Raw genomic sequence first — 25,894 nt, forward strand, 5'->3', positions numbered from 1 at the left:
TTGAGTTACAACTAACGTGTTTCTGTTTTAAATTTTACTTTAAAACGCTTCAACCTCTCGATTTTTTTAGGTTATAGGAAGGCTTCCAAAATTTCTTCCACTTCCACTTTTCCGAAATACTGCGTAATATCCACCGCAGAAAGTACCTTGTTGATCTGCGAAGATTCATGTTTTACACCGATTAATTGTGTTTCCAGATCTTCAATCGGGTTTTCCGCGAAGAAATCCCCGAATATCTTGGCCTGCTTGATGGTTCCTTTTTCTACGTCGAGGTGCACTTCGATAAAACCTGCCGGCACTTTAATCCCTTTCTTGAAGTTGTAGTTTGGCGAAAAACCGAAATTCCAGTCCCAGGTTTCATATTTCTCGGCGGCTAATTTTTTAATTCCGGTTATGTCTTCAGGGGTTAGTTCGTAACGTTCGGCTGCCGGGTTGTTATGGATGATTTCTTCCGTAAGCAGTTTTTTAAAGGCTTCGGTAGAAAGCGGTTCCGGCAGGTATTCACTTAGATTGGTCACGCGCGAGCGGGTGGATTTCGTAGCCTTATCGACAAATTTCAGTGGATTGACAGTAAGCGCCTGGCTGAGGACTTCCATTTCAGAATGAAGTAGGATGGTGCCGTGCTGGATCATCTTGCCCTGTCGTGCGAGTTTGGCGTTACCACTGAACTTTTTGTCATCTACCAGTAAATCATTTCTGCCTTTAAGGACGGCGGGCACACCGAGATTGTTCAGTAATGTCAGCACAGGCTTTGTAAAAGCTGAAAAATCCATAAAATCGTATTCGCCCAGCAAAGTGTGAAAAGAAAAGTTCAGATTCCCAAGGTCGTGGTAAACCGTGCCGCCACCGGACATTCTGCGTACCACTTTGATGTTTTTTTCCTGTACGTACTGCAGGTTGATTTCTGCCAGGGTATTCTGGAATTTGCCTACGATGATAGAAGGCGCGTTCACGTATAACAGAAACAGGTCTTCTTTGGGGAATCTGCTAAGCAGATACTCTTCAGCAGCAATATTAAAATACGCATCGTGCGAAGGCGAATCAATGATATACATACCTATTATTTGTGACAAAAATAGCGGAATTTTATTTAATGCTTTGATTTTATTGCTCAAAAAACAGCATCAGCCTAAGCCAGAATTAAAGTTATTTTAGGACGCGTCAAGGACGGGTCAACTTTTATATATCTTCAATATAACGACATTATAAGTCCAATAAAACTCTAATAAACTATTAGACTTTTAATGTTTTAAGATTACAGTAATAATAGAATTTCATTGAGTGAAAAGCGATGCAATCGTGAATATTAATGGAAAAATTATTATGGTATTCTTAAATCTTTTACTGAAACTTAGTTTGTCAAAGAGGGAAATGTTAACATAATATCTTAACTTTGAAATAGGTAATGGGGACTGTGTTTTATCCAGATCAAGGGTCAAAGACGTATATAATATATGCATGACACCTTAATTACAGAATATTTCTGAACTGCGTTTAGCATATCCGCACAATATTTTGTAACATTGCACAACACACATGATGGATGAAAATCAAATTCCGAAAATTAAAATACCACAGTAATGGCTGTCCGCAACAAACTGAGAAACAAGATCTACAGTGGTGATAATATGATGAGCATTTCCTCCGTAAGGTACCTGCCCCGCTGGGTAATTTTGGTCATTGACATCCTGTTAGTATCCACAGCAATCGTATTTTCATGTTATCTCATTGAAAAACTGAGTTTTCATTCGCGCCCTGTATTCTATAACCGCATAAATATGTATCTGCTGATTATTGGGATTAGCGTAATATGCATGTTTACCTTTCGTACTTATTCGGGGATCATCAGGCATTCGACCTTTATTGATCTCTTTAAGCTGTTCCTGGCTACTTTTTTTACCACGGCGATAACGGGTGTCATTAATTTTACATATTATTTTTTCTATGGGGAACGAATGATTTACATGTCAGTCCCGTTCCTGGCGATTTTTTTCGCTACCTCCTTTATGCTGATGTTCATGCTGAGGCTGTTTGTAAAAGAATTTTTCCATTTAGCGCGTGAGTTCCGCCGGAGTTCCCTAAAAAAAAGGATTTTAGTTCTGGGTATTGATGAGCAATCGGTAGCGGTGGCAAGAGCTATTTTAGATAATCCGAACCTTCCTTATTACGTGACAGGGTTTCTTACACAAAGACCGGATTACCGCCTGGCAAATCTCTTGGGAAAACCGATACTCAGTCGTGATAGGCTGGAGCGCAGTACCAAAGAACAGTTGATGATTGATGGGGTATTGCTTGTAAAAGAAAGAATGACCAAAGAAGACATAAACTCGTGGGTAAACCTCTTCCTGGAAAAAGACCTGAAAGTCTTGAAAGCACCTTCTGTACAGAAACTTCGGGATAACGATTTAGAAGGAAATTCCATTCGCTCCCTGCAAATAGAAGATTTATTGAACCGAAAGCCTATTCATATCGAAAATGATGAGGTAAGGATACGCCACGAAGGAAAATCAATACTGATCACGGGCGGCGCAGGCTCCATTGGTAGCGAAATCGTGCGTCAGGTAGCACAACTGAATCCATCTTTGGTGGTGGTACTAGACCAGGCAGAGACACCGCTTTATGAAATCGAAATGGAGATGAGGGCCAGATTTCCACTGATTGAGTTTAAATTTGTATTGGCAGATATATCAAACAAACATCGGCTGGAACCACTTTTCCAGAAGTACCAGTTCGCCATGGTTTATCATGCTGCAGCATATAAGCATGTGCCACTGATTGAAGAAAATCCACACGAATCTGTACTCGTAAATATCTTGGGTACTAAAAATGTAGCCACACTCGCGTGTGAATATCAGGTGAACCGCTTTGTGATGGTATCTACTGATAAGGCAGTGAAACCTACCAATGTGATGGGCGCATCTAAAAGGGCGGCGGAACTTTTTGTACAGGCGCTACAGAATACGGAAGGTAACCGGACAAAATTTATTACTACCCGTTTCGGGAATGTATTGGGATCGAACGGCTCGGTGATTCCGCATTTCAAAAAACAGATAGAAGCCGGTGGTCCAATTACGATTACTCATCCCGATATTGTACGCTACTTTATGACGATTCCCGAAGCCTGCGATTTAGTATTACAGGCAGGTACTATGGGCAACGGAGGAGAGATATTTGTCTTCGACATGGGGGAGCCTGTAAAAATATTGGATCTGGCGACTAGGATGATTAAACTTTCGGGGTTTGAGCCACATATAGATATCAAACTGATATATACAGGCTTAAGGCCGGGCGAGAAACTCTATGAAGAGTTGTTAAGCGATGATGCTACTACATTGCCTACACATCACGAAAAGATTATGATTTCCAAAGATACCGATATGCAGTTTGAGGAAATCGACGGTTATGTGAAGAAGATTGTTCGTGCGACATTAAGGCATCAGAAAGCTGAGGTGGTACAGATCCTGAAAGATATCGTGCCGGAGTTTAAAAGCAATAATTCCGTATACGAGGCATTGGATAAATAGCGGAGAATTGTATATTTGCAAAATTTGATTTTTTAAATACTTATAATGAATAGAAATCCGGTTATAATTCTCATATTCTTAGTTTCTCTACTTATCTCATGCAAGCCCGTAAATAAGGCGAGTGACCTTAATTATATGCAAAATATAGAAGATATTGCAACGGGCGTGTCAGTCCAAAATGCAGTTACTACCATACAGCCGGGTGACCAGTTGGTGATTATGGTATCGGCTAAAGATCTGGATGTTATCAAACCTTTTAACCAAAATTACTCTTCAGGGGAAATCATTCAGAACGCACAGGCTGGCGGTAATTTGCCTTCAGCAGGACAAGCGGTTTTCGCAGGACCGACTTATACCGTAGATTCCGGAGGAAATATAGATTTTCCTGTGGTGGGAAATCTTTCTACAACCGGAAAAACACTTGAACAGTTTAAACAGGAACTTCGTAACGAAATTACCCGATATATCATTAATCCTACTGTGAATGTTCGTCTGGCAAATTTTAAAGTAACGGTCTTGGGAGAAGTTAACAGACCGGGGCAATACGTTGTGTCCGACGGTTATACCACACTTCTTAATGCTGTTGGTCTTGCTGGGGATTTAACCATGTATGGGAAACGCGATGACGTACTCGTGGTAAGGAGTATCAATGGTGAAATGACCAAAGAAAGAATTAATCTTACTGATGCTTCGTTTATCAACTCGCCCTATTATCATCTTAAGCAGGGGGATGTCATTTATATCTCTTCAAATAAAACAAGGGAAAAGACCGCGCGTTTAGATCCCAATGCTGGCCTTTATATCGGTGTAGCCTCTATCGTTGTTACTATTCTCGCCTTAGTCTTTAAAAAATAATCCTCATCATTATCTCTAATGGATAATTATTCTGCTCACGAAACTTCTACCCCCGTTAACACGGACACGGAAATCAATATTAATGAAATCATAAAACCTTACCTGCGGAAATGGCCGTGGTTTATTGTAAGTGCTTTTCTGGCTTTATTAGTCGCTTATTTTTATTTGAAAAACACTACACCTGTTTACCGTGTTCAATCTACCGTTCTAATTAAGGATGCCAAAAGCAGTGGTTCTGCTGCGGGCGAAATGGGTGTGCTGAAGGATCTTTCTGGCCTTGGGGGCATGGGTACCAACAGTGTAGATAATGAGATTGAAATACTGAAATCGAAGAGGCTGATGCGTAATGTAGTGACTACAAAGCATTTGCAGACGGCTGTATTCGTGGAAGAGGGTTTCATTACAAAAGAACTGTATGGTGAAACGTCACCAGTATCCGTTCACTTGATTAATGAAAAGAAAAATCAGAAATTCCCTAAAGAATTTTTCAATGCTAGTCTTGAAGGAGATAAAGTGACGCTGGTCTCTGAAGAATTGAATTATAAAACAAAGGGGATTTTAGGAAAAACCATCAGTTTGCCTTTTGCCAACATCATTATCACAAAAAATACCAACTTTGACGCGGGCAAAACTGGAAAATATACTGATATAAAACTTTCTTTTGCTTCTAACGAATCACGTGTCAATGAGTTACAATCTCTTGTAGATGTGAGCTTGGTGAACAAGGATGTAACGGTGATTGGTTTAGGTATGAATTATCCTCAAATCGATAAAGCCAAGGATATCCTGAATACATTGGTGACAGCTTATAATAAGGAGGCAATTGACGATAAAAACTCTGAATCAAGAAAAACACTTGAATTCATTGATGAAAGGATAGTCAAAGTTTCCGAAGAACTTGGCCAAGTAGAAAACAAAAAAGAAACATTCATGTCAGCAAACAAGATTTCTGACATTGAGACGGAAGCTAAAATTAATCTTGAGAGTTCCGCTGCTGCACGCGCCAGCCAGCTGGAAACAGATGCGCAACTCGAACTGACTAATGCACTTATCAGTTATGTAGGTAAGGCAGGCAATTATCAGGCGCTTCCATCAAATGTAGGTTTGGCAAATCCCACCGCTACGGCTAATATTACCGCATATAATAATTTGGTTCTCGAAAGAAACAGGCTTCTGGAAACTGCTACACCTCAGCACCCTGCGGTTGTGGAGATCACCGGACAGATCAATAATCTGAAGAATTCTATTTTGCAGAGTTTACAGAAAAACCGGACAGGTCTTGATCTGGCGCGTAAACAATATCAGTCGGAACAAAATCTGGTAAGTGGGAAAATATCAAAGATTCCATCTTTAGAGAAAATGTTCCGGGGCATTGAAAGACAGCAGCAAATCAAGGAGAATTTATATCTGTTATTGCTTCAAAAACGTGAAGAGACGGCGATATCTTTAGCTATTACGGCCCCGAAAGCCAGGATTGTAGATTATGCGTATGCAACGCCGGAGCCCGTAGCTCCTAAGAAAGTGATCATTCTTTTGGCGACACTGATTGCTGGACTGCTACTGCCGTTCGTTTTCATTTATCTAAGAGAACTCTTTAATGACAAGGTCAAATCAAAACATGATGTTGAAAAGTTGTCACATGCGCCAGTTATTGCTGAATTACCTCGCGTAGAAAAGGGACAGAATGAACTCGTGGAATTGAATGATCTTTCTCCGATGGCAGAAGCCTTCCGGATCCTCATTACCAATATGAACTTTATGTTGCCGAAAATGGATACCGGGAAAGTGGTTTTTGTCACCTCTACGGTAAAAGGCGAGGGGAAGACATTTGTCTCGGTTAATCTGGCACTTACGTTGGCGACACCGAAAAAGAAAGTGATCATTATTGGTTCAGACATCCGTAATCCGCAGTTGCAGCGCTACAATCCTGCAAGAAAAGGACTTATTGGATTGACGGAATTCCTATATGATGACCAAACAAATCTGTCTGATGTGATCCATGTGAGCACTTTCAATCCGTATCTCGATGTCATCTATTCGGGCAGCATTCCGCCAAACCCTACCGAACTGCTGTCGAACGGGCGTTATGAAGAGCTGGTGGCAGAACTCAGGACCAGATACGATTATGTGATTTTAGATACCGCGCCATTAATGTTGGTGACAGATACGCTGCTGATATCCCACATGGCTGATGCTACCTTGTACGTAACACGCTCTGGTTACACAGAAAAAACACTGGTCGACTTTGCGAATAAGCAGATAGGATCGGGTAAGATAAAAAATACAGCCTTTGTATTGAATGATGTGGACAAAGATTATTTTGGGTATGGCAACAAGTACGGGTATGGGTATAGTGCAGTTGAAAAGAGCCTTCTGCAAAAGATAAGTGAACGCCTGTGAGACAAGTAAAAACACAAAGTTTAAGGTCGAATTATATTCTTAGTGCGGTTAGAATTTTTAGCAGTGCATTGATAGGAATAGGAATGATGCCATATACTAATAGGATTCTCGGAGTTGAAGTTATTGGTAAATATGAGTATACATTAAGTATCGTTAATTATTTAATTTTATTCTCTGCTTTGGGAATACCGGTTTATGGGATTAAAGCTATAGCCAGAGTTAGAGATAATGTGGAGGAGAGAACTAAAGTATTTTTGGAGCTTTTTTTAATTTTGATTATAACGACTTTTTTATCCTATATACTTCTGTTTGGTTTTATAATACATCAGAATTCTCTATCCGCGTATAAAACGCTGTTTATAATATTAGGAGGACTTATATTACTAAATAATATTGGGAGTGAATGGTATTTTCAGGGAATGGAAAACCAATTATATCTTACTATCCGGACAGTAATCGTAAGAATAATTGGCTTTTTGCTCATTATTTTTTTAGTAAAAAGTCCGAAAGATGAAGTGGTTTTTGTAGCGATAATGCTTTTTATCTTAGGCGGAGCTAATATTCTTAATATCTTTTATCTGTTCAGGGCACTTAATATTAGACCAGAGTTATTTCGCCATTTAAATATCCGGCGGCATATGACTCCTATATTTACTATTTTTTTTGCAGCGGTTTCCATTAATATTTATCTTCATCTTGATAAGATCCTCATCGGTACATTAAAGGGAAACAGTAGTGTCGCATATTATACTGTGGCTAATAAAATCGTCCGCTTTGTGATTGAACTTATAACGATGATTGGTATAGTTATGCTTCCTAGGCTTTCTACGCTTTTTGTGAATGACATTGGCTCTTATAAAAAATATGTTCTTAAAGCGATGTATTTAATAATGTTAGTTGCTTTACCATTCAGTATTTACCTGTCACTTTTTGCTCATGAAATTATTGAAATAGTTGGAGGTGATAGTTTCCGCCCTTCTGCGCTGGCTATGCAAATCCTTTCTCCGCTTTGTTTTATCGTGGGTATTGCTTATTTCTGTGGTTATCTTATTCTTTATACCCAAAATAAAGAGAAAATTTACACCATTGCGGTAGCAATCTCCGCGGTGTTCAGCGTAATTGTGAATTATCAAGCTATCAAACATTTTGATTTTTTAGGGGCTGCAGTAGTAGCTGTTCTTTCTGAATTACTTTCTGTTTTAATAATGGTTATATTTATGAAAAGATCTGTATTATATATTAATATATGGACTTCAAATTTCCATAAAATACTTAGTGTAAATTTTATTATGCTGGTTGTTTCTGTATCTTATTACTTTTTATATAAAGGAGAAATAGACATGTATCTTTTTATTGTGACATCTGGTGGTTTTTTTGTTTTGTATTTGTCACTTTTGCTATTAATAAAGGAAAAAACTATGCAGCAGCAAATAGGAATGATTTTGAAAACCATTGGTTATGGGAAGTAAGGAGCTAAGTATTATAATTGTGACCTACAACTCTTCGGAAGTTCTAAGGGAGGCACTGAATAGTATCATACAATATAATGACTGTGGTAATAATATTGAGGTGGTGGTTGTTGATAATGCAAGTAAAGATGTTGCAACTACCGAGGTTCTCGTATACAATTTTCCTTTGCCTATTAAATTTATTAAACTGCCAGAAAATAAGGGATATGGATTCGGGAATAATGTAGGCATTCAGCATTCTTCTTCGCCAATAATTCTAATAATGAATCCGGACGTAACACTTTATAAACCAGTTTTCAACATCATATGTAAATCGTTTAAGGAAAATCCTGCATTAGGTATATTAGGAATGCAGCAGTATGAAAATATTGCTGGTCAGAAAAATCCGTCTTATATAATTTCTTCACATAGTATTTTAAAGTTGGTTCTTCATAAGTTTGCAGTGTATTTTAATTATTATACTTCAGTTCTTTTCTGTTTCAGCGGGGCATGTTTTGCAGTACGGAAAGAAGCTTTTTTAGAAGCTGGCGGATATAACGAAGAAATTTTCCTATATGGTGAGGAATCAGACCTTCAGTATCGTTTGAAAAAGAAATCTAAAAAGAATAAGATTAAATTTGCTAAATCGTTAGGGTATATTCATAAAATGCATGATCGTAACTTGAGTATAGAGTTACATCTTGAAGGTGTAAAGTCTTTTCTGATTATTGCACAAAACAGAGGGATAAGTCACAGCAAAATGATTAACCAGATTTCACGATACTATAAATTTCTGTATTTATATAATTCATTGCGGAAAACAGAAGCTGCTACATTTTACAGAAGGATGATTATTGAAATTGAAAAATTAAAAAATCTACATGAATTATAAATTCAGTTTTATAGACCTGTGGCCATACTTAATAATTAGTATGGTTTTTTTACTGTGCATACCTTATGTAAAGCGCAATAAAAGTAATTCAATCCTGATTTTTTATATGCTTTTAGTATTTACAATTTTTAGGTACAATGTAGGATGGGATTATGAAATGTATGTACAGGATATTAAATATAATAATCTAGATCGGTATGAAATATTAAGTAAACTTATCTTTAGCTTTACATATCATATTGGTTTTTATCCGGCGGCATTTATTATTTTCGGCTTTCTCATCCTATTTCTGACTAAAAAAATTATTGACCAATATTCAGTTAATACCTTACTGTCTTGGGCTATATTTTATTCATATCCACAATTCTTTTTTGCATCATTATCGACCCTTAGACAGTCGCTAGCTGGCGCTTTAATTTTTTACTCCTACAAATTCTGCGTAGAAAAAAAAATAGTGCCTTTCCTGATCTCCATAGGCCTTGCTAGCATGTTTCACAGTTCAGGCTTGCTGGGAATAATTCTTTATCCTCTAGTCAATATGAAGTCTGGTAAGACCTTAAATATTGTTTTATTTGCCTCTTCTTTTTTCATCTCAGAGATGGTGCAGAATTTTGTTTTCCCGTTGATTGCGTCACAAAATTTTAATGAACAAGTAAAGTTTTATATAGAGATGAATTCTAAAGCACCAACTTTGCTTCCCATCATTATCTATACTATTTGTATTTTTAATATCTTCTTTTACAAAAAACTTATAGATCTCAATCCAGCGAATAAAAATTATATATTTATTACTACAGTCGGTGGTGCATTATATAATATTCTCTTATTTGAGCCTAATAGTGCCTTGCGAATCAGTAGCTTCTTCCTTATCTTCTGGGTATTTATCTTTCCTTATTACGGATTTCTGATTAATAAAAAAGTCTATAAATTAAATAGTGCTATATTAGTTCTTCTTTGGTTTGCTATATCTTATTCTTTTTTAACAATATATATTATTAACTATGGAAATAAAATAATCGAGAAAATTTCTTTCTTACCATATAAATTCTGGTTTAATAATCTATAGCAATGATTTACAATAAAATAATAATTACCAATCTTCCGGCTTTCTATAAAATCAATTTATTCAATAAAATTGCCGAAAAGGAAAAGATATTCGTTGTTTTTACAGGGAGAACTGCCGAATTAAGGAACAATGACTTCTTTAAAAAAGAATTGATCAGGTTTAACTATATCGATTTGAGAGATAAGTCAAAAATTCGGCGTCATTTATTTCTTTTAAAGTTGTTTTATACAGTAAATTACAAAGAACTGATATTAGGAGGTTGGGACGAATCTCTACTGTGGATGGCAGCATTTATTAGTCCTAAAAAGAAAAATTCGGTACTTGTGGAATCGAGTATCTACGAATCCAAGACAAAGGGGGTAAAGGGAAAGATTAAAAGTTTTTTTTTGAAAAGAGCACACTGTGCGTATGTCTCGGGAAGGTCACAAATACAGTTGCTAAAAGCATTGGGATTTAGTGGTGCAATAAAAAAAACTAAAGGCGTAGGCTTATTTAATATTCAGCCACAGCCATCTTTTGAGAGAAGAGAAATGGTAAAGAATTTTTTATATGTAGGAAGGCTGTCTCCTGAAAAAAATTTACCGGATCTGATAAGGTGTTTTAATGAACTGCCAAATTTAAATTTACATATCGTAGGTTTCGGGCCATTAGACAAAGACTTAAAGGCTATAGCGCTTCAGAATATTAAATTTCATGGTTCCGTTAACAACCAACAACTACACTTATATTATCAAGACTTTGATGTCTTTATTTTACCGTCAACATCAGAAGTCTGGGGACTGGTGGTAGAGGAAGCCCTTAATAATGGAATGCCGGTAATAGTTAGCAACAAAGTGGGTTGTGTTGAAGAAGTTGTAATAGATCATTATAATGGTTTGGTTTTCAATGTTGATGTGAAGTATAGCCTTCAGGATACTATATTACAGATGACTGAACTTAATATATACAATAGGCTTAGGTATAATATTTCAACTATGGATTTTTCTAAAATAGCTACTGAGCAGGTAAAAGTCTATACCGAATGAAATTGATTATTGACAATTCAAATCTTTTTGCTGGTGGAGGACTACAAGTGGCAGCATCATTTATTAAAGATTTAAAGAAATTGAATCTAAAACATGAATTCCATATCATACAATCCGTCAATTCAGCGAGTGTAATTGGTCACGAAGTGTTTCCTGATAATTTTAGATTTTATTATTTAAGTAATTCTGAAGAAAAGTCTAAAATTAGACGAATCAAAAGTGTTCGAAAAATAGAAGACACCATACAACCAAATTGTATTTTTACTCTTTTTGGACCATCATATCATAAAAGTAAATTTCCGAAATTAGTTGGTTTTGCCATACCATATATAATTTATTCCGACTCGCCTTTTTTCAAGCAGATTAACTTTAAAGAAAAAATTCATTATAAGTTGCTGTCAATTATTAAAACATATAGCTTTAAAAAATATTCTGATGCACTGATATTCGAAACTGAAAATGCACGCAGAATTTTTGTAGAACGGAAGAAGTTTTATAAGGATACTTTTACAGTAGGAAATACGCTTAATGAAATTTTCCTGACACCAAATAAATGGGTCGATATAGAAAATATTCCTACAAACACTCATAATATTTTATTTTTAACGGCCAATTACCCACATAAAAACATGGCAATTGTCCCTGAAATAATCCGCCTTCTCATAGAAAAATTTTCACTGAAGGATTTCAAATTTTTAATTACTTTAGATAAAAGTGACCTGAATTTTCCTGAAAAGTATAATGAAAATGTTGAATTTTTAGGTAAAGTGGATTTAAGAAAGATTCCGTCGTTATATGAAAAATCAGAAATAATATTCATACCGACTTTATTAGAAGTGTTCTCAGCTACGTATCTTGAAGCGATGTATATGAGAAAGCCAATAGTTGCCTCGGATTTGGGCTTTTCTCGTGATATTTGTAGTGATTCTGCTTACTTTTGTAATCCAATAAATGCTGAATCTTATGCTGATGCGATCTATAGATTGATTAGTGACAAAAACCTCTGCAATCAACTAGTAGAACGTGGTATACAGAATCTCAAACGATTTGGTTCAAGTATGGACAGAACTCGAAAATACCTATCTTTAATGGAAAATATATATGAGAATGCAAATCAAAAATAAAACCCTCCTCATCACCGGTGGTACCGGTTCATTCGGAACCGCCGTTCTGAATCGTTTTCTCGAAACTGACCATTTCAGTGAAATCCGCATCTTTTCCCGGGACGAGAAGAAGCAGGATGATATGCGGGTACAGTATAAAAACGATAAAATTAAATACTATATCGGCGATGTACGCGATTATTCAAGTGTAGAACCGGCCATGCGTGGCGTGGATTACGTCTTCCATGCCGCAGCCCTGAAGCAGGTGCCATCTTGTGAATTCTTCCCCATGCAGGCCGTGCGCACCAATGTGGAAGGTACCCAGAATGTCATTCGCGCCGCCGCTTTCAATAAAGTAAAGAAGGTGATCTGCTTAAGTACCGACAAAGCCGCATATCCTATCAACGCGATGGGGATTTCAAAAGCCATGATGGAGAAAGTAGCCGTAGCCGAATCCAGAAGTTTGACAGAAACGGTGGTTTGTCTCACGCGTTATGGTAACGTAATGGCATCCCGTGGCTCCGTAATCCCTTTATTTCTGAATCAGATTAAAAAAGGCGAGAAAATCACCATTACCGATCCGAACATGTCAAGGTTTTTCATGTCGCTGGATGATGCGGTAGATCTTGTTTTGTTCGCGTTTGAAAATGCCAACCCTGGCGACCTGTTCGTCAACAAAGCACCGGCAGGCAAAATCGGTGACCTGGCGCAGGCACTTATAGAACTTACCGGTAAGGAGGTTCCCGTTAAAGTCATCGGTACCCGCCATGGCGAAAAACTCTACGAAACGCTTTGCACGCGAGAAGAAATGCTTCATGCCGAAGATATGGGCGATTTCTACCGAATCCCTGCGGACAACCGGGATTTGAATTACGCAAAATATTTCTCTGAAGGTGAACGGGATATTTCTAAAATTGAAGACTACCATTCCCACAATACAGAACAGCAGGGTGTGGAAGGATTGAAAAAGTTGATTTCTACATTGCCACTCATCCGTAAAGAAGTTTTTGGAGAAGACGTGCAGCAGTATCCTTATTAGGGACTGGTAATTAGGAGTTTAAATGAAGATACATGAGTATTTAGAGGTATGGAAACTGAGTGTTAATTTGGTAACTGATTTACAAAGTGACTGCAAGTTTTCCTAAAGAGGAATTGTTTGGTCTTACAAATCAAATTAAAAGAGCTACAGTCTCAATTGCAAGTAATATTGCAGAAGGTGCAGGTAGAAATTCTGATAAAGAGTTTTTGAGATTTCTGTATATCTCTATGGGAAGTATTCAAGAGTTAGATACGCAATTGTTGATAAGTCTTAATCTTAAATTTATTTCAAGTTCCGATTTTGATAAGCTGATTCTTCAGTTAGAACAAATTTTAAAAATGCTTAGTGGACTAATCAAATCTGTAAAATCGAGAAGAATATAATGGCTAATCATAAAGACCAAGTCACAAGTAACCAATCACTAATCACAGGTTGTAAACATGAAGACGAAAGAGGTATAATCACCTACAACAATGACTTCAATGCTTCAGAGATCAAACGTATCTATACCATTCAAAATCATTCTACCGACTTTGTTCGGGGATGGCAGGGGCATAAAATTGAACAGCGGTGGTTTGCCTGTATGAAAGGAAGCTTCGATATCTCTGTAATTGAAGTGGATGATTTTGAACAACCTTCTAAAGATTTAAAAATTAAGAAATATACCTTAACGGATGAAATACTGACGTACCTGCATGTTCCGGCAGGCTGTATTACCGCGATTCAGTCCAGGTCCGCAGGCAGTAAACTGCTGGTGCTCGCAGACTATATGCTGGGTGAAATTGCTGATGAATACAGATACCCTCCGGATTATTTTATCACGTAAATTATAAAAGGTATTTTAGCGGCGGATTTAAAAACCCGTATTTAAACTTTATGTATGAAAAAAATAGGGATTACCGGCCAAAACGGCTTTGTAGGCAGGCATTTATACAATACTTTGGGTTTATCGCCGGAAGAATTTGAACGCATATCCTTCAGCAGAGATTTTTTTGAAGACGAAACCAGGCTGGATGCGTTTGTCGCCCAGTGTGATGTAATCGTACATCTTGCCGCAATGAACCGGCACGACAGTGAGCAGCATATCTATGAAACCAATGTTGCCTTGGCGCAGAAACTGGTGGAATCTTTAATAAGAACAGGCTCTAAAGCACATGTGATTATTTCATCCTCAACCCAGGAAGAAAAAGACAATCTGTACGGCAGATCGAAAAGAGAAGGGCGAAAAGCTTTGGCGGCATGGGCTCAGGAAAACGGCGGAACTTTTACAGGTTTGATCATTCCTAATGTATTTGGAGCTTTTGGGAAACCTTTTTACAACTCGTTTATCGCGACTTTCTGTCATCAGCTGACGCATGACGAGATTCCGACAGTAGCCAATGACGGGGAAGTGAAACTGATTTATGTGCAGGAACTTATAGATGTAATTATTACTGAAATCAGAGCAGGCGAAAGCAAGCCTGAATATGGTATTGAACCCACTGCCATAAGAAAAGTGTCGGAGGTTCTGGCCTTACTGAATGAATATAAACGCAGATATTTCGATAATGGCGAAATTCCGGTAATACATGATACATTCGGGCATAACCTGTTCAATACCTTCCGTTCATACATCGACCATAAGGATTATTTTCCTGTGAAATTTACCCAGCATACAGATCCGCGCGGAGCCTTTGTAGAAGTAATCCGGCTGGGCATTGGCGGGCAGTGTTCATTTTCGACCACGGTCCCCGGCATTACCCGCGGCAACCATTTCCACACCCGGAAAATCGAGAGATTTGCGGTAATCAAAGGAAAAGCTTTGATTCAGTTAAGAAAAATTGACAGTGACGAAGTGCTGGATTTTTATCTGGACGGAACCGAACCTGCCTACGTAGATATGCCCATCTGGTACACCCACAATATAAAGAACATCGGTGACGAGGAGCTGTATACCATATTTTGGATTAATGAACCTTTTGATCCTGCAGATGCGGATACGTATTTTTTGGAGGTGTGATATAGCGGTCAGCGGTCAGCGTTCGGCTGTCGGCTGTCGGCAGTCGGCAGTCGGCAGTGCAAAAAGTTTAATCAGAAGAGCATTACGCCAGACAGTAACTTAATCAACACTAAAATAGTATAATTACTAGCCGAGAGCCAAATGCTGAAAGCTAAAAGCTAATATATGAAAGACTTCAGACAACTTCAGGTATGGGAAAAGTCGCACCTGCTGGCAAAGGACATGTATAGAACCACTGCGCTATTTCCAAAAGAAGAATTGTTTGGTCTGACTTCGCAGTTACGACGAGCATCGGTATCTATTCCTACTAATATTGCCGAAGGTTGCGGACGGGGAAGTGATACTGACTTTAAAAGATTTATTCAAATCTCATTTGGTTCTGCCAGTGAGGTAGAATATTTGATATTATTATCTTATGAATTGGGATTTGTGAAAGAACATGAGTACTTATTGCTTAGTGAACAAATTACCATGATTAAAAAAATGCTTGCTAGCCTTATTAATAAACTTAAACAATCTACCAGATAACTGCTAAATTTGTTTGTAAATGCAGAAGGCCCGGCGGATTGCCGACGGCAGACTGCTGAAAGCCCTATAAAAATTATGACACAAAATACAACTTTTTCCGCCAGACTTAAGGTAATGACCGTTGTAGGAACCCGTCCGGAAATTATCAGATTATCACGTGTGCTTATGGCTCTGGACAATTTTGATGCTATCGACCACATCATCGTTCATACAGGACAAAATTATGACTACGAGCTCAATCAGATATTTTTTGAAGACTTAGGTTTAAGAAAGCCGGACTATTTCCTGGAAGCTGCGGGCAAGACGGCTACCGAAACCGTTGGGAATATTCTAATTAAGATAGATCCTTTATTGGAAGAATTAAAACCTGATGCGTTCTTGGTTTTAGGGGATACCAATTCCTGCCTTTGCACCATTCCGGCCAAGAAGAGACATATCCCGATCTTCCACATGGAAGCCGGAAACCGCTGCTTCGACCAGCGTGTACCGGAGGAAACCAACCGCAAGATTGTAGACCATACCGCGGATATTAATTTAACGTATTCTGATATTGCGAGAGAATATTTATTAAGGGAAGGCCTGCCTGCGGACAGAATCATCAAGACGGGCTCACCCATGTTCGAAGTCTTGAATCATTATCTGCCACAGATCGAGGCTTCCAATGTTATTGAGAAACTGAACCTGGAGGAAGGGAAATTTTTCGTTGTCTCGTCGCATCGTGAGGAGAACATCAATTCCGAGAAAAACTTCCGGGGACTTATGGACGCGCTGAATGCCATCGCAGAAAAGTATGGTTACCCAGTGATCGTATCCACTCATCCGCGTACAAAAAACATGATCGATAAGATGAAGCTGGAAATGCATCCGCTCATCCAGTTCCTGAAACCACTGGGTTTCCATGATTATAACGCTTTGCAGAAAAGGTCATTTGCGGTTCTTTCCGATTCCGGCACCATCTCTGAAGAATCTTCCATATTGAATTTCAGGGCGTTGAATATCCGTCAGGCTCATGAAAGGCCCGAAGCGATGGAAGAGGCCAGCGTAATGATGGTGGGCTTGTCACCGGAACGTATTTTACAGGGCCTAACACAGGTTTTACAGCAGAAAGTAGGGAAAGAAAGAAACTTCAGGCCTGTAGCGGACTATTCGATGCCAAACGTTTCCGAAAAAATGGTACGTATCATCCTGAGTTATACCGATTATGTGAACAGAGTAGTTTGGACAAAAATTTAAGCAATGCAAAAACTTTGGATCGCTAGTGAATTATTCTATCCGGAGGAGACTTCAACTTCTTTTATATTGACAAAAATAGCCAATAAGATGGCTAGTAAATATACTGTAAATGTGGTGTGCGGAAACCCAGTATATGACAAAAATAGAAAAAGTAAATCTTTTATATTAAATCATAACGTTAAAGTACATAGAATTAAAACTATTTCAGGTAATAAAAATAGTTTATTGTTTCGTAGTTTAAGGTTTTTATTTTTAAGTTTTCGTATATTTTTATATCTCATTAGGAATGTGAGAGAAGGTGATAGAATTTTAATTGTAACCAATCCAGCTCCGTTAATTATTTTAATTTCAATTTTAAAGCAAATAAAAAAGGTACATGTCACTATCCTTGTGCATGACGTGTTCCCTGAAAATACTATTCCGGCTAAGATATTATATTCGGAAGCCAGTATCATTTACAGAATTTTAAAACACATATTTGATTTTGCCTATAGTAAAGCTGATCAATTAATTGTACTTGGGCGTGATATGTATAAAGTTCTCGAGAGGAAGACTAAAAGATTTAAGCGTAGACCTTTCATTAGAATTATTGAAAACTGGGGAGATATACATAGTATTTATCCAATACCCAAAGATGAGATATATAAAAATCATCCACCTTTAAAAAACAAGGTCGTTTTTCAGTTTGCAGGAAATTTAGGGAGGGTACAAGGCCTTAAGGAGCTTATGGAAGTGATAAAAAATGTTAATAATAATCATATAGTTTTTTACTTCATTGGTGAAGGCGCCCTAAAAACAGAAATGATGGATATGGTGACTTTCTACAATATTTCTAATGTTTTTTTTGGAGATACTTATTCCAGAGACAAACAAGTTGAAATACTTAATCAGGCAGATATCTCAATGGTAAGTTTATCAGCGGGTATGTTTGGTTTAGGTGTACCATCAAAAGTTTATAATATTTTAGCTGCTGGAGTTCCAATCTTATATATTGGTGAAGAGAATACAGAAATTGATTTATTAATTAAAGAAAATGATATTGGCTATTCCTTTCAGAAAAGTGATCATTTGCTGGCATTTTTTAACGATGTTAATCAGGATTTTCGTGAGGATTTGTATATTAAAAAGAATAATTCAAGAAAAATTGCTGAGAAATACTTTTCAGAGGAAGTAATTTTAAATAAGTTTTATAACAGTCTTTAAATGAAAATATTATTTACAGGTGCTAATGGTTTTTTGGGACGTCATGTAATACCTTTACTGAGAAAAAAAAGCTTTGATGTACGAACATTGAGTACACAAGTAGGTGATTATGTATATGATATCACTAAGGAAATGCCCTTTTTTGATGAAGAGTTTGATGTTATTTTTCATGCCGCAGGCAAGGCACATTCAATTCCGAGTAATTATGAAGAAGAGAATGAATTCTATGATATTAATTTTGAAGGAACAAAAAAAATATGTAAGGCCTTAGAAAATAAACTACCTAAAATATTCATATTTATAAGCAGCGTTGCAGTCTATGGAATTGATTCAGGTGTAGCTATTACCGAGCAAACCCCTTTAAATGGGGCTACCCCATATGCTAAGAGTAAGATTCGAGCAGAAGAATTCTTATTACAATGGAGTGAGAAGCACGGTGTTAGATTGTATATCCTACGTCCATCATTAATCGCTGGCCCTGAACCGCCAGGAAATTTGGGTAATATGATTAATGCCATAAAAAAAGGACATTATTTTAATATTGGAGGTGGTAAAGCATTAAAAAGCATTCTTTGGGTGGAAGACTTTGCAGAGATATTAGTCAAGACTTTAGATAATAAAGGAGGTATTTATAACGTATGTGATAGCCAAAACTATAGCTTTAAAGAAATTTCTACTATGATTGCCGAAAGGATGAACAAAAGTACGCCTCATAATATTCCTTTTATCTTGGCGAAGCTTTTGGCAGTCATAGGAGATGTAGTTGGGAAAGGCTTTCCGTTAGACTCAATGAAATTAGATAAAATCACAAAATCGCTTACATTTAGTAACCAGAAAATAACTTCAGAATTGGGGTTTGCACCATCTAATGTTAACAAAAAATTTATGATATAACTAAATGGAGTATCTACTGATTATTCTGCTGCTCACTATATTAATGCTGCTTTACTTTAAAATCGCCCGGCGCTTCAACATCATTGATAAGCCCAACCACCGTAGCGCCCATTCCGAAGTTACGATTCGGGGTGGCGGCATTGTATTTCCTATTGCTTTTTTGTTGTTTCTTGCGATGTCATATGGCAGAAAGCTAGCTGATGCACCATTATTAAATACCGCGCCTACTGATCAGAATTATTTGCTGTTCGGGATCGGGTTGGGTCTCATCTGTTTAATTAGTTTTATTGATGATGTGATGGATCTCTCTGGCAAAATACGTATTATATTTCATGTAGCTGCCGTTACTTTTTTACTGCTCTTTCTGGAGGTGTTTCTGCTACCCGTTTGGGTAATTGGCATACTTTATATTCTTATTATTGGTATTTTGAATGGTTATAATTTCATGGACGGAATCAACGGGATTACGGGTCTTTACAGTTTGGGAGTTCTGGCAACCCTTTTCTATGTAAATGAAAATGTAGTCGATTTTGTGACTCCTGCATTTATAATCTATCCGGCCATTGCGTGCCTCGTTTTTCTTTTCTTCAATTTCCGCAAAAAAGCCCGCTGCTTCATGGGCGACATCGGCAGCATGGGTATCGCGTTCTGGATTATCGCCTTGATTGGGTTGCTGATGACAAAAACAGCAGAATTAAAATGGATATTATTTCTTGCCGTATATGGCGTAGAAGTTATTGCTACCCTACTGGAGCGTATCAGGCTCAGAGAAAATATATTTAAGGCACATCGTCGACACTTATATCAACTTTTTGTGAATGAGAAGAAGGTGTCGCATTTGGTTGTAAGTTCTGTATATGCTGCTTGCCAGCTGGTGTTGAATATATTTATTATAAGTTCATCATGGCCTGCAAAAAAGGTGTTTCCAATCGTATTGATTCCGCTGGTTCTTATATATTTTCTCTTGAAATATCGTATCAAAAAACAAATAACACACCTAAATGTCTAGTTTGATTTAAAAATCATTTATACAGATTACTGATATTGTTTATCACTTTATCAAAAAATGATTTATTAGTTTCTTAAAGATCAGTGCTGAATAAGTCATTTTCGTAGTATATTTTCAACTTTCCAGTCGCATTCTTAGTTAATTTTAATAAATTTGTGATTCTGTTATCACCATGAATATACAAAGAAATTTTCTTCAAAAAAATATTTGATTGTGTTATTTCTGCATTTACTATAATCATTCTAAGTACAGCGTTTTTCTAGTGATTACCCACTTTAACCGAATATTCTAATATTTAATAAAATTAAAAAATAAACCTTCTTCACAAATGACGGATAAAATTTGGCTCTCTTCACCGCACATGGGCGGTGCTGAATTAAAATATATTCATGAAGCTTTCGAGCAGAATTGGGTTGCACCGTTGGGGCCTAATGTCAATAATTTTGAAGATGACTTGAAAGATTATCTGCAGGAAGATATAGAAGTGGCTGCACTAAGTGCCGGCACAGCAGCGCTGCATTTAGCACTCCTTATTCTTGGCGTAAGTGCCGGTGATGAGGTAATCTGCCAAACATTCACTTTTGCTGCCTCTGCAAATCCCATTACTTATGTTGGTGCAAAACCGGTGTTTATAGATAGCGAAAACCAGACCTGGAACATGTGCCCTGACGCTTTGGAACAAGCCATTATCGACAGAAACAAATTGGGAAAAAAGCCCAAGGCTATTATTGTAGTGCACCTCTATGGCATGCCCGCACAAATGGACAGGATTGCAGAGATTGCCCACCGTTACAGTATCCCTTTAATTGAAGATGCCGCCGAAGCCTTAGGCTCTACCTTCAAAGGGCAGAAGTGTGGTACATTTGGCGATATGTCAGTGCTGAGTTTCAATGGGAATAAAATTATTACAACTTCTGGTGGTGGCGCGCTTATATGCAAAAATATGGCGCAAAAGCACAAAGCTATTTTCCTGTCAACCCAGGCCCGAGATAACGCACCACATTACCAGCATTCGGAAGTTGGCTATAATTACCGTATGAGCAATATTTCTGCAGGTATCGGCAGAGGACAAATGGAGGTGTTGGACCAAAGAGTAGAAGAAAGGAGGGCAAATCATCACTTTTATCTGAATCTATTTAAAGACATCCCGGGGACCAAAGTCTTTACAGAACCTGATGCAGCCTATTTTTCCAATCACTGGCTCTCCGCTGTTACGATAGATGAAAGCTTGGCCGGCTTCAATGCAGATGAATTATATCTTGCTTTAAAGGAGGAAAATATAGAATCTCGTCCCCTTTGGAAGCCCATGCATCTTCAGCCTGTATTTCAGGATGCTCCATATTATGGGGGCAAAGTTGCGGAAGAATTGTTTAATACAAGTTTATGTTTGCCATCAGGCTCTAATCTTAGTAATGCTGACCGTGAAAGAATCAAAGCGGTGATTTCTGCGGTTAATATCCGTGTAAATTAAGCCAAACGGTTGTTTTAAACATTACCATTAATGCACGAAACATTAAAAATAGCCATCCTCGGCTACGGACATATCGGAAAGAAACATGCAGAAATGGTCACACAAATTGAAGGATGTGACCTCATCGCGCTGATTGATCCTAAATTTGCTACGGAATCAGCGCCGTATTCCCCGGATGTGTCTACTTTTCATACCCTCGAAGAGCTTCTGGAAAGTCCGCTCGAAACTGATATTGTCGCCATTTGTACACCCAATGGTTTGCACTTTTCTCATGCCCGGTTGCTCCTCGAAAATCAGATCCACATTATTATAGAAAAACCAGCCGCGTTACGTTCAGAGCAAGTGATATTGCTTCAAAAACTGGCCACTGAAAACAAGGTGCATATATTTCCGGTGATGCAAAACCGGTTTTCGCCACCTGCAGTTTGGTTGAAAAGCATGATAGAAGCCAATGTGCTTGGCAAAATTTACATGGTGCAGGTATCATGTTTCTGGAACCGTAACGAGCATTATTACGCAAAAGGTTCGTGGCGGGGAACGAAAGATCTCGATGGCGGAACGCTCTACACGCAGTTTTCGCATTATCTCGACATCATGTACTGGCTTTTTGGCGACATCACCAACATCAGGTCGAAATTCGCTGATTTCAATCATAAAGATCTCACAGAATTTGAAGACAGCGGCATCATTACGTTCGATTTTGCAAGTGGCGGCATGGGAAGTTTCACGTTTTCCACTTCCACTTACCTCGAAAATCTTGAAAGTTCGCTCACCGTTCTCGCAGAATTCGGCTCCATAAAAATTGGCGGACAGTACATGAATAAAGTGGAAAAATGCCTGATCCGCGACTATGACGCGCCGGTGCTGCCGGAAACCAATGGTGCCAATGATTACGGGGCTTTCAAAGGATCTGCGCAAAACCACCATCAGCTTTACCAGAACGTAATAGACTTTTTGCAGAACGGCAAAGCGATACAGACCACCACCGACGACAGCGTGAAAGTCCTCAGAATAATAGAAAAAATATACGCCTCAACCGAATGATATGAAAATTACCGAAACACCGCTAAAAGACTGCTACATCATAGAGCCCACCATCATCGAGGATGAGCGCGGCTACTTTTATGAGAAATACAACGAAGCTAAATTTGAGCAACTCACCGGTCTCAATGGCCATTTCGTGCAAGACAATATTTCAAAATCCTCCTACGGAGTCCTTCGCGGCATCCATCTTCAGAAAGGTGAGCACGCGCAGGCCAAGCTTGTTTCGTGTCTGGAAGGAAAAGTTTTCGATGTGGCCGTGGACTTAAGGAAAGACTCGGCGACTTTCGGTAAATGGTTCGGGCTCGAACTTTCGCCCGAGAATAAGCTTCAGCTCTACGTACCGCGCGGTTTTGGCCACGGTTTTTCGGTCTTGAGTGATACCGCAATTTTTTGTTATAAATGCGACAATTTTTACAATAAAGAGGCCGAAGGCAGCGTCATCTGGAATGATCCTGATCTGAACATCGACTGGAAACTGGCACCCGAAGACATCCTTTTATCTGAAAAAGACCGTACCTTACCGGCCTTTTCAGCACAGAATTTTTAAAATTTATATTCAGTAATTCATTATAAATGAAAACCATCATCATCACCGGTGGCGCCGGATTCATAGGTTCTCACGTAGTTCGCGAATTTGTGCAGAACAATCCGGACAAAAAAATCATCAACCTCGACGCGCTGACCTACGCCGGAAACCTTGAAAATTTAAAAGACATCGAAAACGAACCGAATTACGTTTTCGAAAAAGCCGATATTACCAATGTTGAAGAACTCAGAAAAGTTTTCGAAAAACACAATCCGGACGCTGTCCTTCATCTCGCCGCTGAAAGCCATGTAGACCGCAGCATCACTGATCCCAATGCCTTCATCAATACCAATGTAATCGGAACGGCAAATTTACTGAATCTTTGCCGTGAATTCTGGACATTGAATCCCGATCACCAACACGGTAATTTCCCTGATGAAACGCGCAAAAACCTCTTTTATCACGTCTCCACCGATGAGGTTTACGGCAGTTTGGGTGAAGCCGGTTTCTTCCTCGAAACTACACCGTATGACCCGCAATCGCCCTATTCGGCGAGCAAAGCCGCGTCTGACCATCTGGTGAGAGCGTATGGAAACACCTACGGAATGCCGTTTATTGTGTCAAACTGTTCCAATAATTACGGTCCCAACCACTTTCCCGAAAAACTGATTCCGCTTTGCATCTCAAATATTTTAAACGGAAAACCGCTGCCCATTTACGGCGACGGGAAATATACGCGCGACTGGTTGTTTGTAATCGATCATGCAAAGGCTATCCATCAGATTTTCTTTGAAGCTAAAACCGGCGAAACGTACAATATCGGTGGCTTCAATGAATGGCAGAACATCGATTTGGTGAAAGAACTCATTAAACAAATGGACGAAAAACTCGGAAATCCCGTTGGTCATTCAGAAAAACTCATCACTTACGTAAAAGACCGTCCAGGACACGATAAGCGTTACGCCATCGATGCTACAAAACTCAATAAAGAACTCGGTTGGTACCCATCTGTAACCTTTGAAGAAGGCCTCGCCAAAACCATCGACTGGTTCCTGGAAAATAAAGAATGGCTGGAGCATGTCACGAGCGGAGACTATCTTGACTATTATAATGCGCAGTATTTGAGTGAATGAGTATTTGAGTGAATGAGAATGGAATTTTAATTTTAAACAACAGCTTTTTCTTAAACAAAAATTGCCATGGAACTAATCCGTTTTCATAAAGATCTGATTGTTTACCAGAAATCATTTGCGGCTGCGATGGAGATTTACTTTCTGACCAAAAACTTCCCCAAGGAAGAAACCTACTCACTCACGGACCAAATCCGCAGGTCGTCGCGGTCTGTTAGCGGCAACATTACCGAAGCTTGGCGGAAAAGAAGGTATGAAAAACTATTTATTAATAAACTTACGGATGCTGATGGCGAAGCAGCCGAAACGCAAAACTGGTTAGATTATGCGTTTGCGTGCGGATATCTACATGAAGAAACCTACGCTAAACTCTACAAAGAATATGATGAAATATTAGCAATTTTAGTTTCAATGATTAACAACTCCAAAAAATGGACTTTCCAACCTAAGTTTTAAAAAGTCTCCGTCAGTACAAACGTAAAACTTAGATACTCAGATATTCAAATACACAGCCTTAAATACTCAAATACTCAACCACTCAATCACTCAATATGAAGGGAATCATCCTCGCCGGCGGGTCCGGTACCAGACTTTATCCGTTAACCATCGCTGTGAGCAAGCAGCTGATGCCGGTTTATGACAAACCGATGATCTATTATCCGCTGTCAACTTTGCTTTTGGCAGGCATAAAGGATATTTTGATCATCACAACACCACACGATCAGGATGGTTTTATCAAGCTTTTGGGCGACGGTTCTGCCATTGGGTGCAATATTCAGTACAAAGTTCAGCCAAGTCCCGATGGATTGGCGCAGGCCTTCATCTTGGGCGAAGAATTCATTGGTGACGATTCCGTAGCACTGGTTTTGGGCGATAATATTTTTTATGGCGCTGGTTTGCCGAAATTGTTGGCGTCGAAAACCAATGTGAAAGGCGGCTGCGTCTTTGCGTACCAGGTTTCAGATCCTGAAAGATATGGCGTGGTGGAATTTGACGAAGATTTAAAGGCAGTTTCCATTGAAGAAAAACCTGCGGAACCAAAATCGAATTACGCGGTTCCCGGACTCTATTTTTATGATAATTCCGTGGTGGAAATCGCCAAGAATCTTAAACCATCACCACGGGGAGAACTTGAGATCACCGACGTGAACAAGATTTATCTTGAAAAAGGCCAGCTGGAAGTCGGTGTGATGTCGCGCGGAACCGCGTGGCTCGATACCGGAACCTTTGATTCGCTGCATGAAGCCTCAGAATTTGTAAAGGTTTTGGAGAAAAGACAGGGCTTCAAGATTTCTTGTATTGAGGAAATCGCTTACAGCAAAGGTTTCATTAATAGGGAACAGCTGTTGGAAGCTGCCGCGAAATACGGCAAAAGTGGCTACGGCGATTATTTGAAAGCGTTGTTGTAAATACTTTAACTATAAATATTTATGGAGGCTTTAGGTGTAAACTTAAAGTCTTTTTTTATTCCTAAATTTGCAGCCACAAAAATATCGCTGCCCTGG

General features: G+C 38.6%; 24 protein-coding genes. 23 read left to right on the forward strand and 1 reads right to left on the reverse strand.

Translation table 11 applies throughout. The features are described 5' to 3' along the window. Positions 1–71: 71 nt before the first annotated feature. A complete protein-coding gene (locus tag CO230_RS02195) occupies positions 72–1,055 on the reverse strand; it encodes a lipoate--protein ligase (protein ID WP_122027103.1) in 984 nt (327 codons plus the stop codon). A 525-nt stretch (positions 1,056–1,580) separates the two neighbouring features. Between CO230_RS02195 and CO230_RS02200 the strand changes: the two genes are divergently transcribed. The 23 genes from CO230_RS02200 to rfbA all read left to right on the forward strand — a co-directional run bounded on the left by CO230_RS02200 (position 1,581) and on the right by rfbA (position 25,798). Beyond that, a complete protein-coding gene (locus tag CO230_RS02200) occupies positions 1,581–3,524 on the forward strand; it encodes a polysaccharide biosynthesis protein (RefSeq protein WP_122027104.1) in 1,944 nt (647 codons plus the stop codon). Between the two features lie 45 nt (positions 3,525–3,569). Beyond that, the gene (locus tag CO230_RS02205; RefSeq protein WP_122027105.1) at positions 3,570–4,379 is read left to right on the forward strand and encodes a polysaccharide biosynthesis/export family protein; all 810 of its coding nucleotides are present in this window, start codon (positions 3,570–3,572) and stop codon (positions 4,377–4,379) included. 18 nt (positions 4,380–4,397) lie between these two features. Continuing rightward, positions 4,398–6,779 carry a GumC family protein gene (locus tag CO230_RS02210; RefSeq protein ID WP_122027106.1) on the forward strand — a complete coding sequence of 794 codons (2,382 nt, stop codon included), beginning with the start codon at positions 4,398–4,400 and terminating at the stop codon, positions 6,777–6,779. Then, positions 6,776–8,248: a flippase gene (locus CO230_RS02215; RefSeq protein ID WP_122027107.1), complete on the forward strand. Its 1,473-nt coding sequence runs from the start codon at positions 6,776–6,778 to the stop codon at positions 8,246–8,248. Before CO230_RS02210 ends, CO230_RS02215 begins: the two co-directional genes overlap by 4 nt. Beyond that, positions 8,238–9,119: a glycosyltransferase family 2 protein gene (locus CO230_RS02220; protein WP_122027108.1), complete on the forward strand. Its 882-nt coding sequence runs from the start codon at positions 8,238–8,240 to the stop codon at positions 9,117–9,119. Before CO230_RS02215 ends, CO230_RS02220 begins: the two co-directional genes overlap by 11 nt. Next, complete coding sequence (locus CO230_RS02225; RefSeq protein WP_122027109.1) at positions 9,109–10,185, forward strand: EpsG family protein; 1,077 nt, start codon at positions 9,109–9,111, stop codon at positions 10,183–10,185. Before CO230_RS02220 ends, CO230_RS02225 begins: the two co-directional genes overlap by 11 nt. Positions 10,186–10,187: 2 nt before the next feature. After that, positions 10,188–11,210, forward strand: coding sequence for a glycosyltransferase (locus tag CO230_RS02230; protein ID WP_122027110.1), 1,023 nt, complete (start codon positions 10,188–10,190; stop codon positions 11,208–11,210). Beyond that, positions 11,207–12,334, forward strand: coding sequence for a glycosyltransferase family 4 protein (locus CO230_RS02235; protein WP_122027111.1), 1,128 nt, complete (start codon positions 11,207–11,209; stop codon positions 12,332–12,334). Before CO230_RS02230 ends, CO230_RS02235 begins: the two co-directional genes overlap by 4 nt. Further along, complete coding sequence (locus tag CO230_RS02240) at positions 12,318–13,352, forward strand: polysaccharide biosynthesis protein (protein ID WP_122027112.1); 1,035 nt, start codon at positions 12,318–12,320, stop codon at positions 13,350–13,352. The genes CO230_RS02235 and CO230_RS02240 overlap by 17 nt, the downstream gene beginning before the upstream one ends. Positions 13,353–13,438: 86 nt before the next feature. Further along, positions 13,439–13,735 (forward strand): four helix bundle protein, encoded by a 297-nt coding sequence (locus CO230_RS02245; protein ID WP_228438167.1) that lies wholly within the window; start codon positions 13,439–13,441, stop codon positions 13,733–13,735. Then, entirely contained in the window at positions 13,735–14,178 is a 444-nt protein-coding gene (locus CO230_RS02250; protein WP_122027113.1) for a WxcM-like domain-containing protein, read from the forward strand. The genes CO230_RS02245 and CO230_RS02250 overlap by 1 nt, the downstream gene beginning before the upstream one ends. 54 nt (positions 14,179–14,232) lie before the next feature. Then, the gene (locus CO230_RS02255; RefSeq protein ID WP_122027114.1) at positions 14,233–15,351 is read left to right on the forward strand and encodes an NAD-dependent epimerase/dehydratase family protein; all 1,119 of its coding nucleotides are present in this window, start codon (positions 14,233–14,235) and stop codon (positions 15,349–15,351) included. Positions 15,352–15,516: 165 nt separating this feature from the next. Further along, complete coding sequence (locus tag CO230_RS02260; RefSeq protein WP_122027115.1) at positions 15,517–15,879, forward strand: four helix bundle protein; 363 nt, start codon at positions 15,517–15,519, stop codon at positions 15,877–15,879. Between the two features lie 75 nt (positions 15,880–15,954). After that, the gene (gene wecB / locus CO230_RS02265) at positions 15,955–17,112 is read left to right on the forward strand and encodes a non-hydrolyzing UDP-N-acetylglucosamine 2-epimerase (RefSeq protein WP_122028858.1); all 1,158 of its coding nucleotides are present in this window, start codon (positions 15,955–15,957) and stop codon (positions 17,110–17,112) included. A gap of 3 nt (positions 17,113–17,115) precedes the next feature. Then, a complete protein-coding gene (locus tag CO230_RS02270; protein ID WP_122027116.1) occupies positions 17,116–18,315 on the forward strand; it encodes a glycosyltransferase family 4 protein in 1,200 nt (399 codons plus the stop codon). Next, positions 18,316–19,209 (forward strand): NAD-dependent epimerase/dehydratase family protein, encoded by an 894-nt coding sequence (locus CO230_RS02275; RefSeq protein WP_122027117.1) that lies wholly within the window; start codon positions 18,316–18,318, stop codon positions 19,207–19,209. A 4-nt stretch (positions 19,210–19,213) separates the two neighbouring features. Then, on the forward strand, positions 19,214–20,218 hold the full coding sequence (locus CO230_RS02280) for an MraY family glycosyltransferase (protein WP_122027118.1): 1,005 nt from the start codon (positions 19,214–19,216) through the stop codon (positions 20,216–20,218). 328 nt (positions 20,219–20,546) lie between these two features. After that, positions 20,547–21,689 (forward strand): aminotransferase class I/II-fold pyridoxal phosphate-dependent enzyme, encoded by a 1,143-nt coding sequence (locus tag CO230_RS02285; RefSeq protein WP_122027119.1) that lies wholly within the window; start codon positions 20,547–20,549, stop codon positions 21,687–21,689. Positions 21,690–21,719: 30 nt separating this feature from the next. After that, positions 21,720–22,733, forward strand: a complete 1,014-nt coding sequence (locus CO230_RS02290; RefSeq protein ID WP_122027120.1) for a Gfo/Idh/MocA family protein — start codon at positions 21,720–21,722, stop codon at positions 22,731–22,733. 1 nt (position 22,734) lies between these two features. After that, positions 22,735–23,280, forward strand: coding sequence for a dTDP-4-dehydrorhamnose 3,5-epimerase (rfbC, locus tag CO230_RS02295; protein WP_122027121.1), 546 nt, complete (start codon positions 22,735–22,737; stop codon positions 23,278–23,280). A gap of 26 nt (positions 23,281–23,306) precedes the next feature. Next, positions 23,307–24,392 (forward strand): dTDP-glucose 4,6-dehydratase, encoded by a 1,086-nt coding sequence (gene rfbB / locus CO230_RS02300; RefSeq protein ID WP_122027122.1) that lies wholly within the window; start codon positions 23,307–23,309, stop codon positions 24,390–24,392. Between the two features lie 66 nt (positions 24,393–24,458). After that, a complete protein-coding gene (locus tag CO230_RS02305; RefSeq protein ID WP_185140495.1) occupies positions 24,459–24,845 on the forward strand; it encodes a four helix bundle protein in 387 nt (128 codons plus the stop codon). 95 nt (positions 24,846–24,940) lie between these two features. Continuing rightward, a complete protein-coding gene (gene rfbA / locus CO230_RS02310) occupies positions 24,941–25,798 on the forward strand; it encodes a glucose-1-phosphate thymidylyltransferase RfbA (protein WP_122027124.1) in 858 nt (285 codons plus the stop codon). The last annotated feature ends 96 nt before the right edge of the window (positions 25,799–25,894 follow it).

Source organism: Chryseobacterium sp. 6424 (assembly GCF_003692615.1).
Taxonomy (GTDB): domain Bacteria; phylum Bacteroidota; class Bacteroidia; order Flavobacteriales; family Weeksellaceae; genus Kaistella.

Bases quoted from the DNA above. Each gene is read 5' to 3' on its own strand.
- CO230_RS02290 (WP_122027120.1), top strand. From the start codon at position 21,720: ATGCACGAAACATTAAAAATAGCCATCCTCGGCTACGGACATATCGGA.
- CO230_RS02205 (WP_122027105.1), top strand. From the start codon at position 3,570: ATGAATAGAAATCCGGTTATAATTCTCATATTCTTAGTTTCTCTACTT.
- CO230_RS02250 (WP_122027113.1), top strand. From the start codon at position 13,735: ATGGCTAATCATAAAGACCAAGTCACAAGTAACCAATCACTAATCACA.
- CO230_RS02195 (WP_122027103.1), bottom strand. From the start codon at position 1,055: ATGTATATCATTGATTCGCCTTCGCACGATGCGTATTTTAATATTGCT.
- CO230_RS02275 (WP_122027117.1), top strand. From the start codon at position 18,316: ATGAAAATATTATTTACAGGTGCTAATGGTTTTTTGGGACGTCATGTA.
- CO230_RS02220 (WP_122027108.1), top strand. From the start codon at position 8,238: ATGGGAAGTAAGGAGCTAAGTATTATAATTGTGACCTACAACTCTTCG.
- CO230_RS02255 (WP_122027114.1), top strand. From the start codon at position 14,233: ATGAAAAAAATAGGGATTACCGGCCAAAACGGCTTTGTAGGCAGGCAT.
- CO230_RS02210 (WP_122027106.1), top strand. From the start codon at position 4,398: ATGGATAATTATTCTGCTCACGAAACTTCTACCCCCGTTAACACGGAC.
- CO230_RS02270 (WP_122027116.1), top strand. From the start codon at position 17,116: ATGCAAAAACTTTGGATCGCTAGTGAATTATTCTATCCGGAGGAGACT.
- rfbA (WP_122027124.1), top strand. From the start codon at position 24,941: ATGAAGGGAATCATCCTCGCCGGCGGGTCCGGTACCAGACTTTATCCG.
- CO230_RS02235 (WP_122027111.1), top strand. From the start codon at position 11,207: ATGAAATTGATTATTGACAATTCAAATCTTTTTGCTGGTGGAGGACTA.
- rfbB (WP_122027122.1), top strand. From the start codon at position 23,307: ATGAAAACCATCATCATCACCGGTGGCGCCGGATTCATAGGTTCTCAC.
- CO230_RS02260 (WP_122027115.1), top strand. From the start codon at position 15,517: ATGAAAGACTTCAGACAACTTCAGGTATGGGAAAAGTCGCACCTGCTG.
- CO230_RS02305 (WP_185140495.1), top strand. From the start codon at position 24,459: ATGGAACTAATCCGTTTTCATAAAGATCTGATTGTTTACCAGAAATCA.
- wecB (WP_122028858.1), top strand. From the start codon at position 15,955: ATGACACAAAATACAACTTTTTCCGCCAGACTTAAGGTAATGACCGTT.
- CO230_RS02200 (WP_122027104.1), top strand. From the start codon at position 1,581: ATGGCTGTCCGCAACAAACTGAGAAACAAGATCTACAGTGGTGATAAT.
- rfbC (WP_122027121.1), top strand. From the start codon at position 22,735: ATGAAAATTACCGAAACACCGCTAAAAGACTGCTACATCATAGAGCCC.
- CO230_RS02230 (WP_122027110.1), top strand. From the start codon at position 10,188: ATGATTTACAATAAAATAATAATTACCAATCTTCCGGCTTTCTATAAA.
- CO230_RS02225 (WP_122027109.1), top strand. From the start codon at position 9,109: ATGAATTATAAATTCAGTTTTATAGACCTGTGGCCATACTTAATAATT.
- CO230_RS02240 (WP_122027112.1), top strand. From the start codon at position 12,318: ATGCAAATCAAAAATAAAACCCTCCTCATCACCGGTGGTACCGGTTCA.
- CO230_RS02285 (WP_122027119.1), top strand. From the start codon at position 20,547: ATGACGGATAAAATTTGGCTCTCTTCACCGCACATGGGCGGTGCTGAA.
- CO230_RS02280 (WP_122027118.1), top strand. From the start codon at position 19,214: ATGGAGTATCTACTGATTATTCTGCTGCTCACTATATTAATGCTGCTT.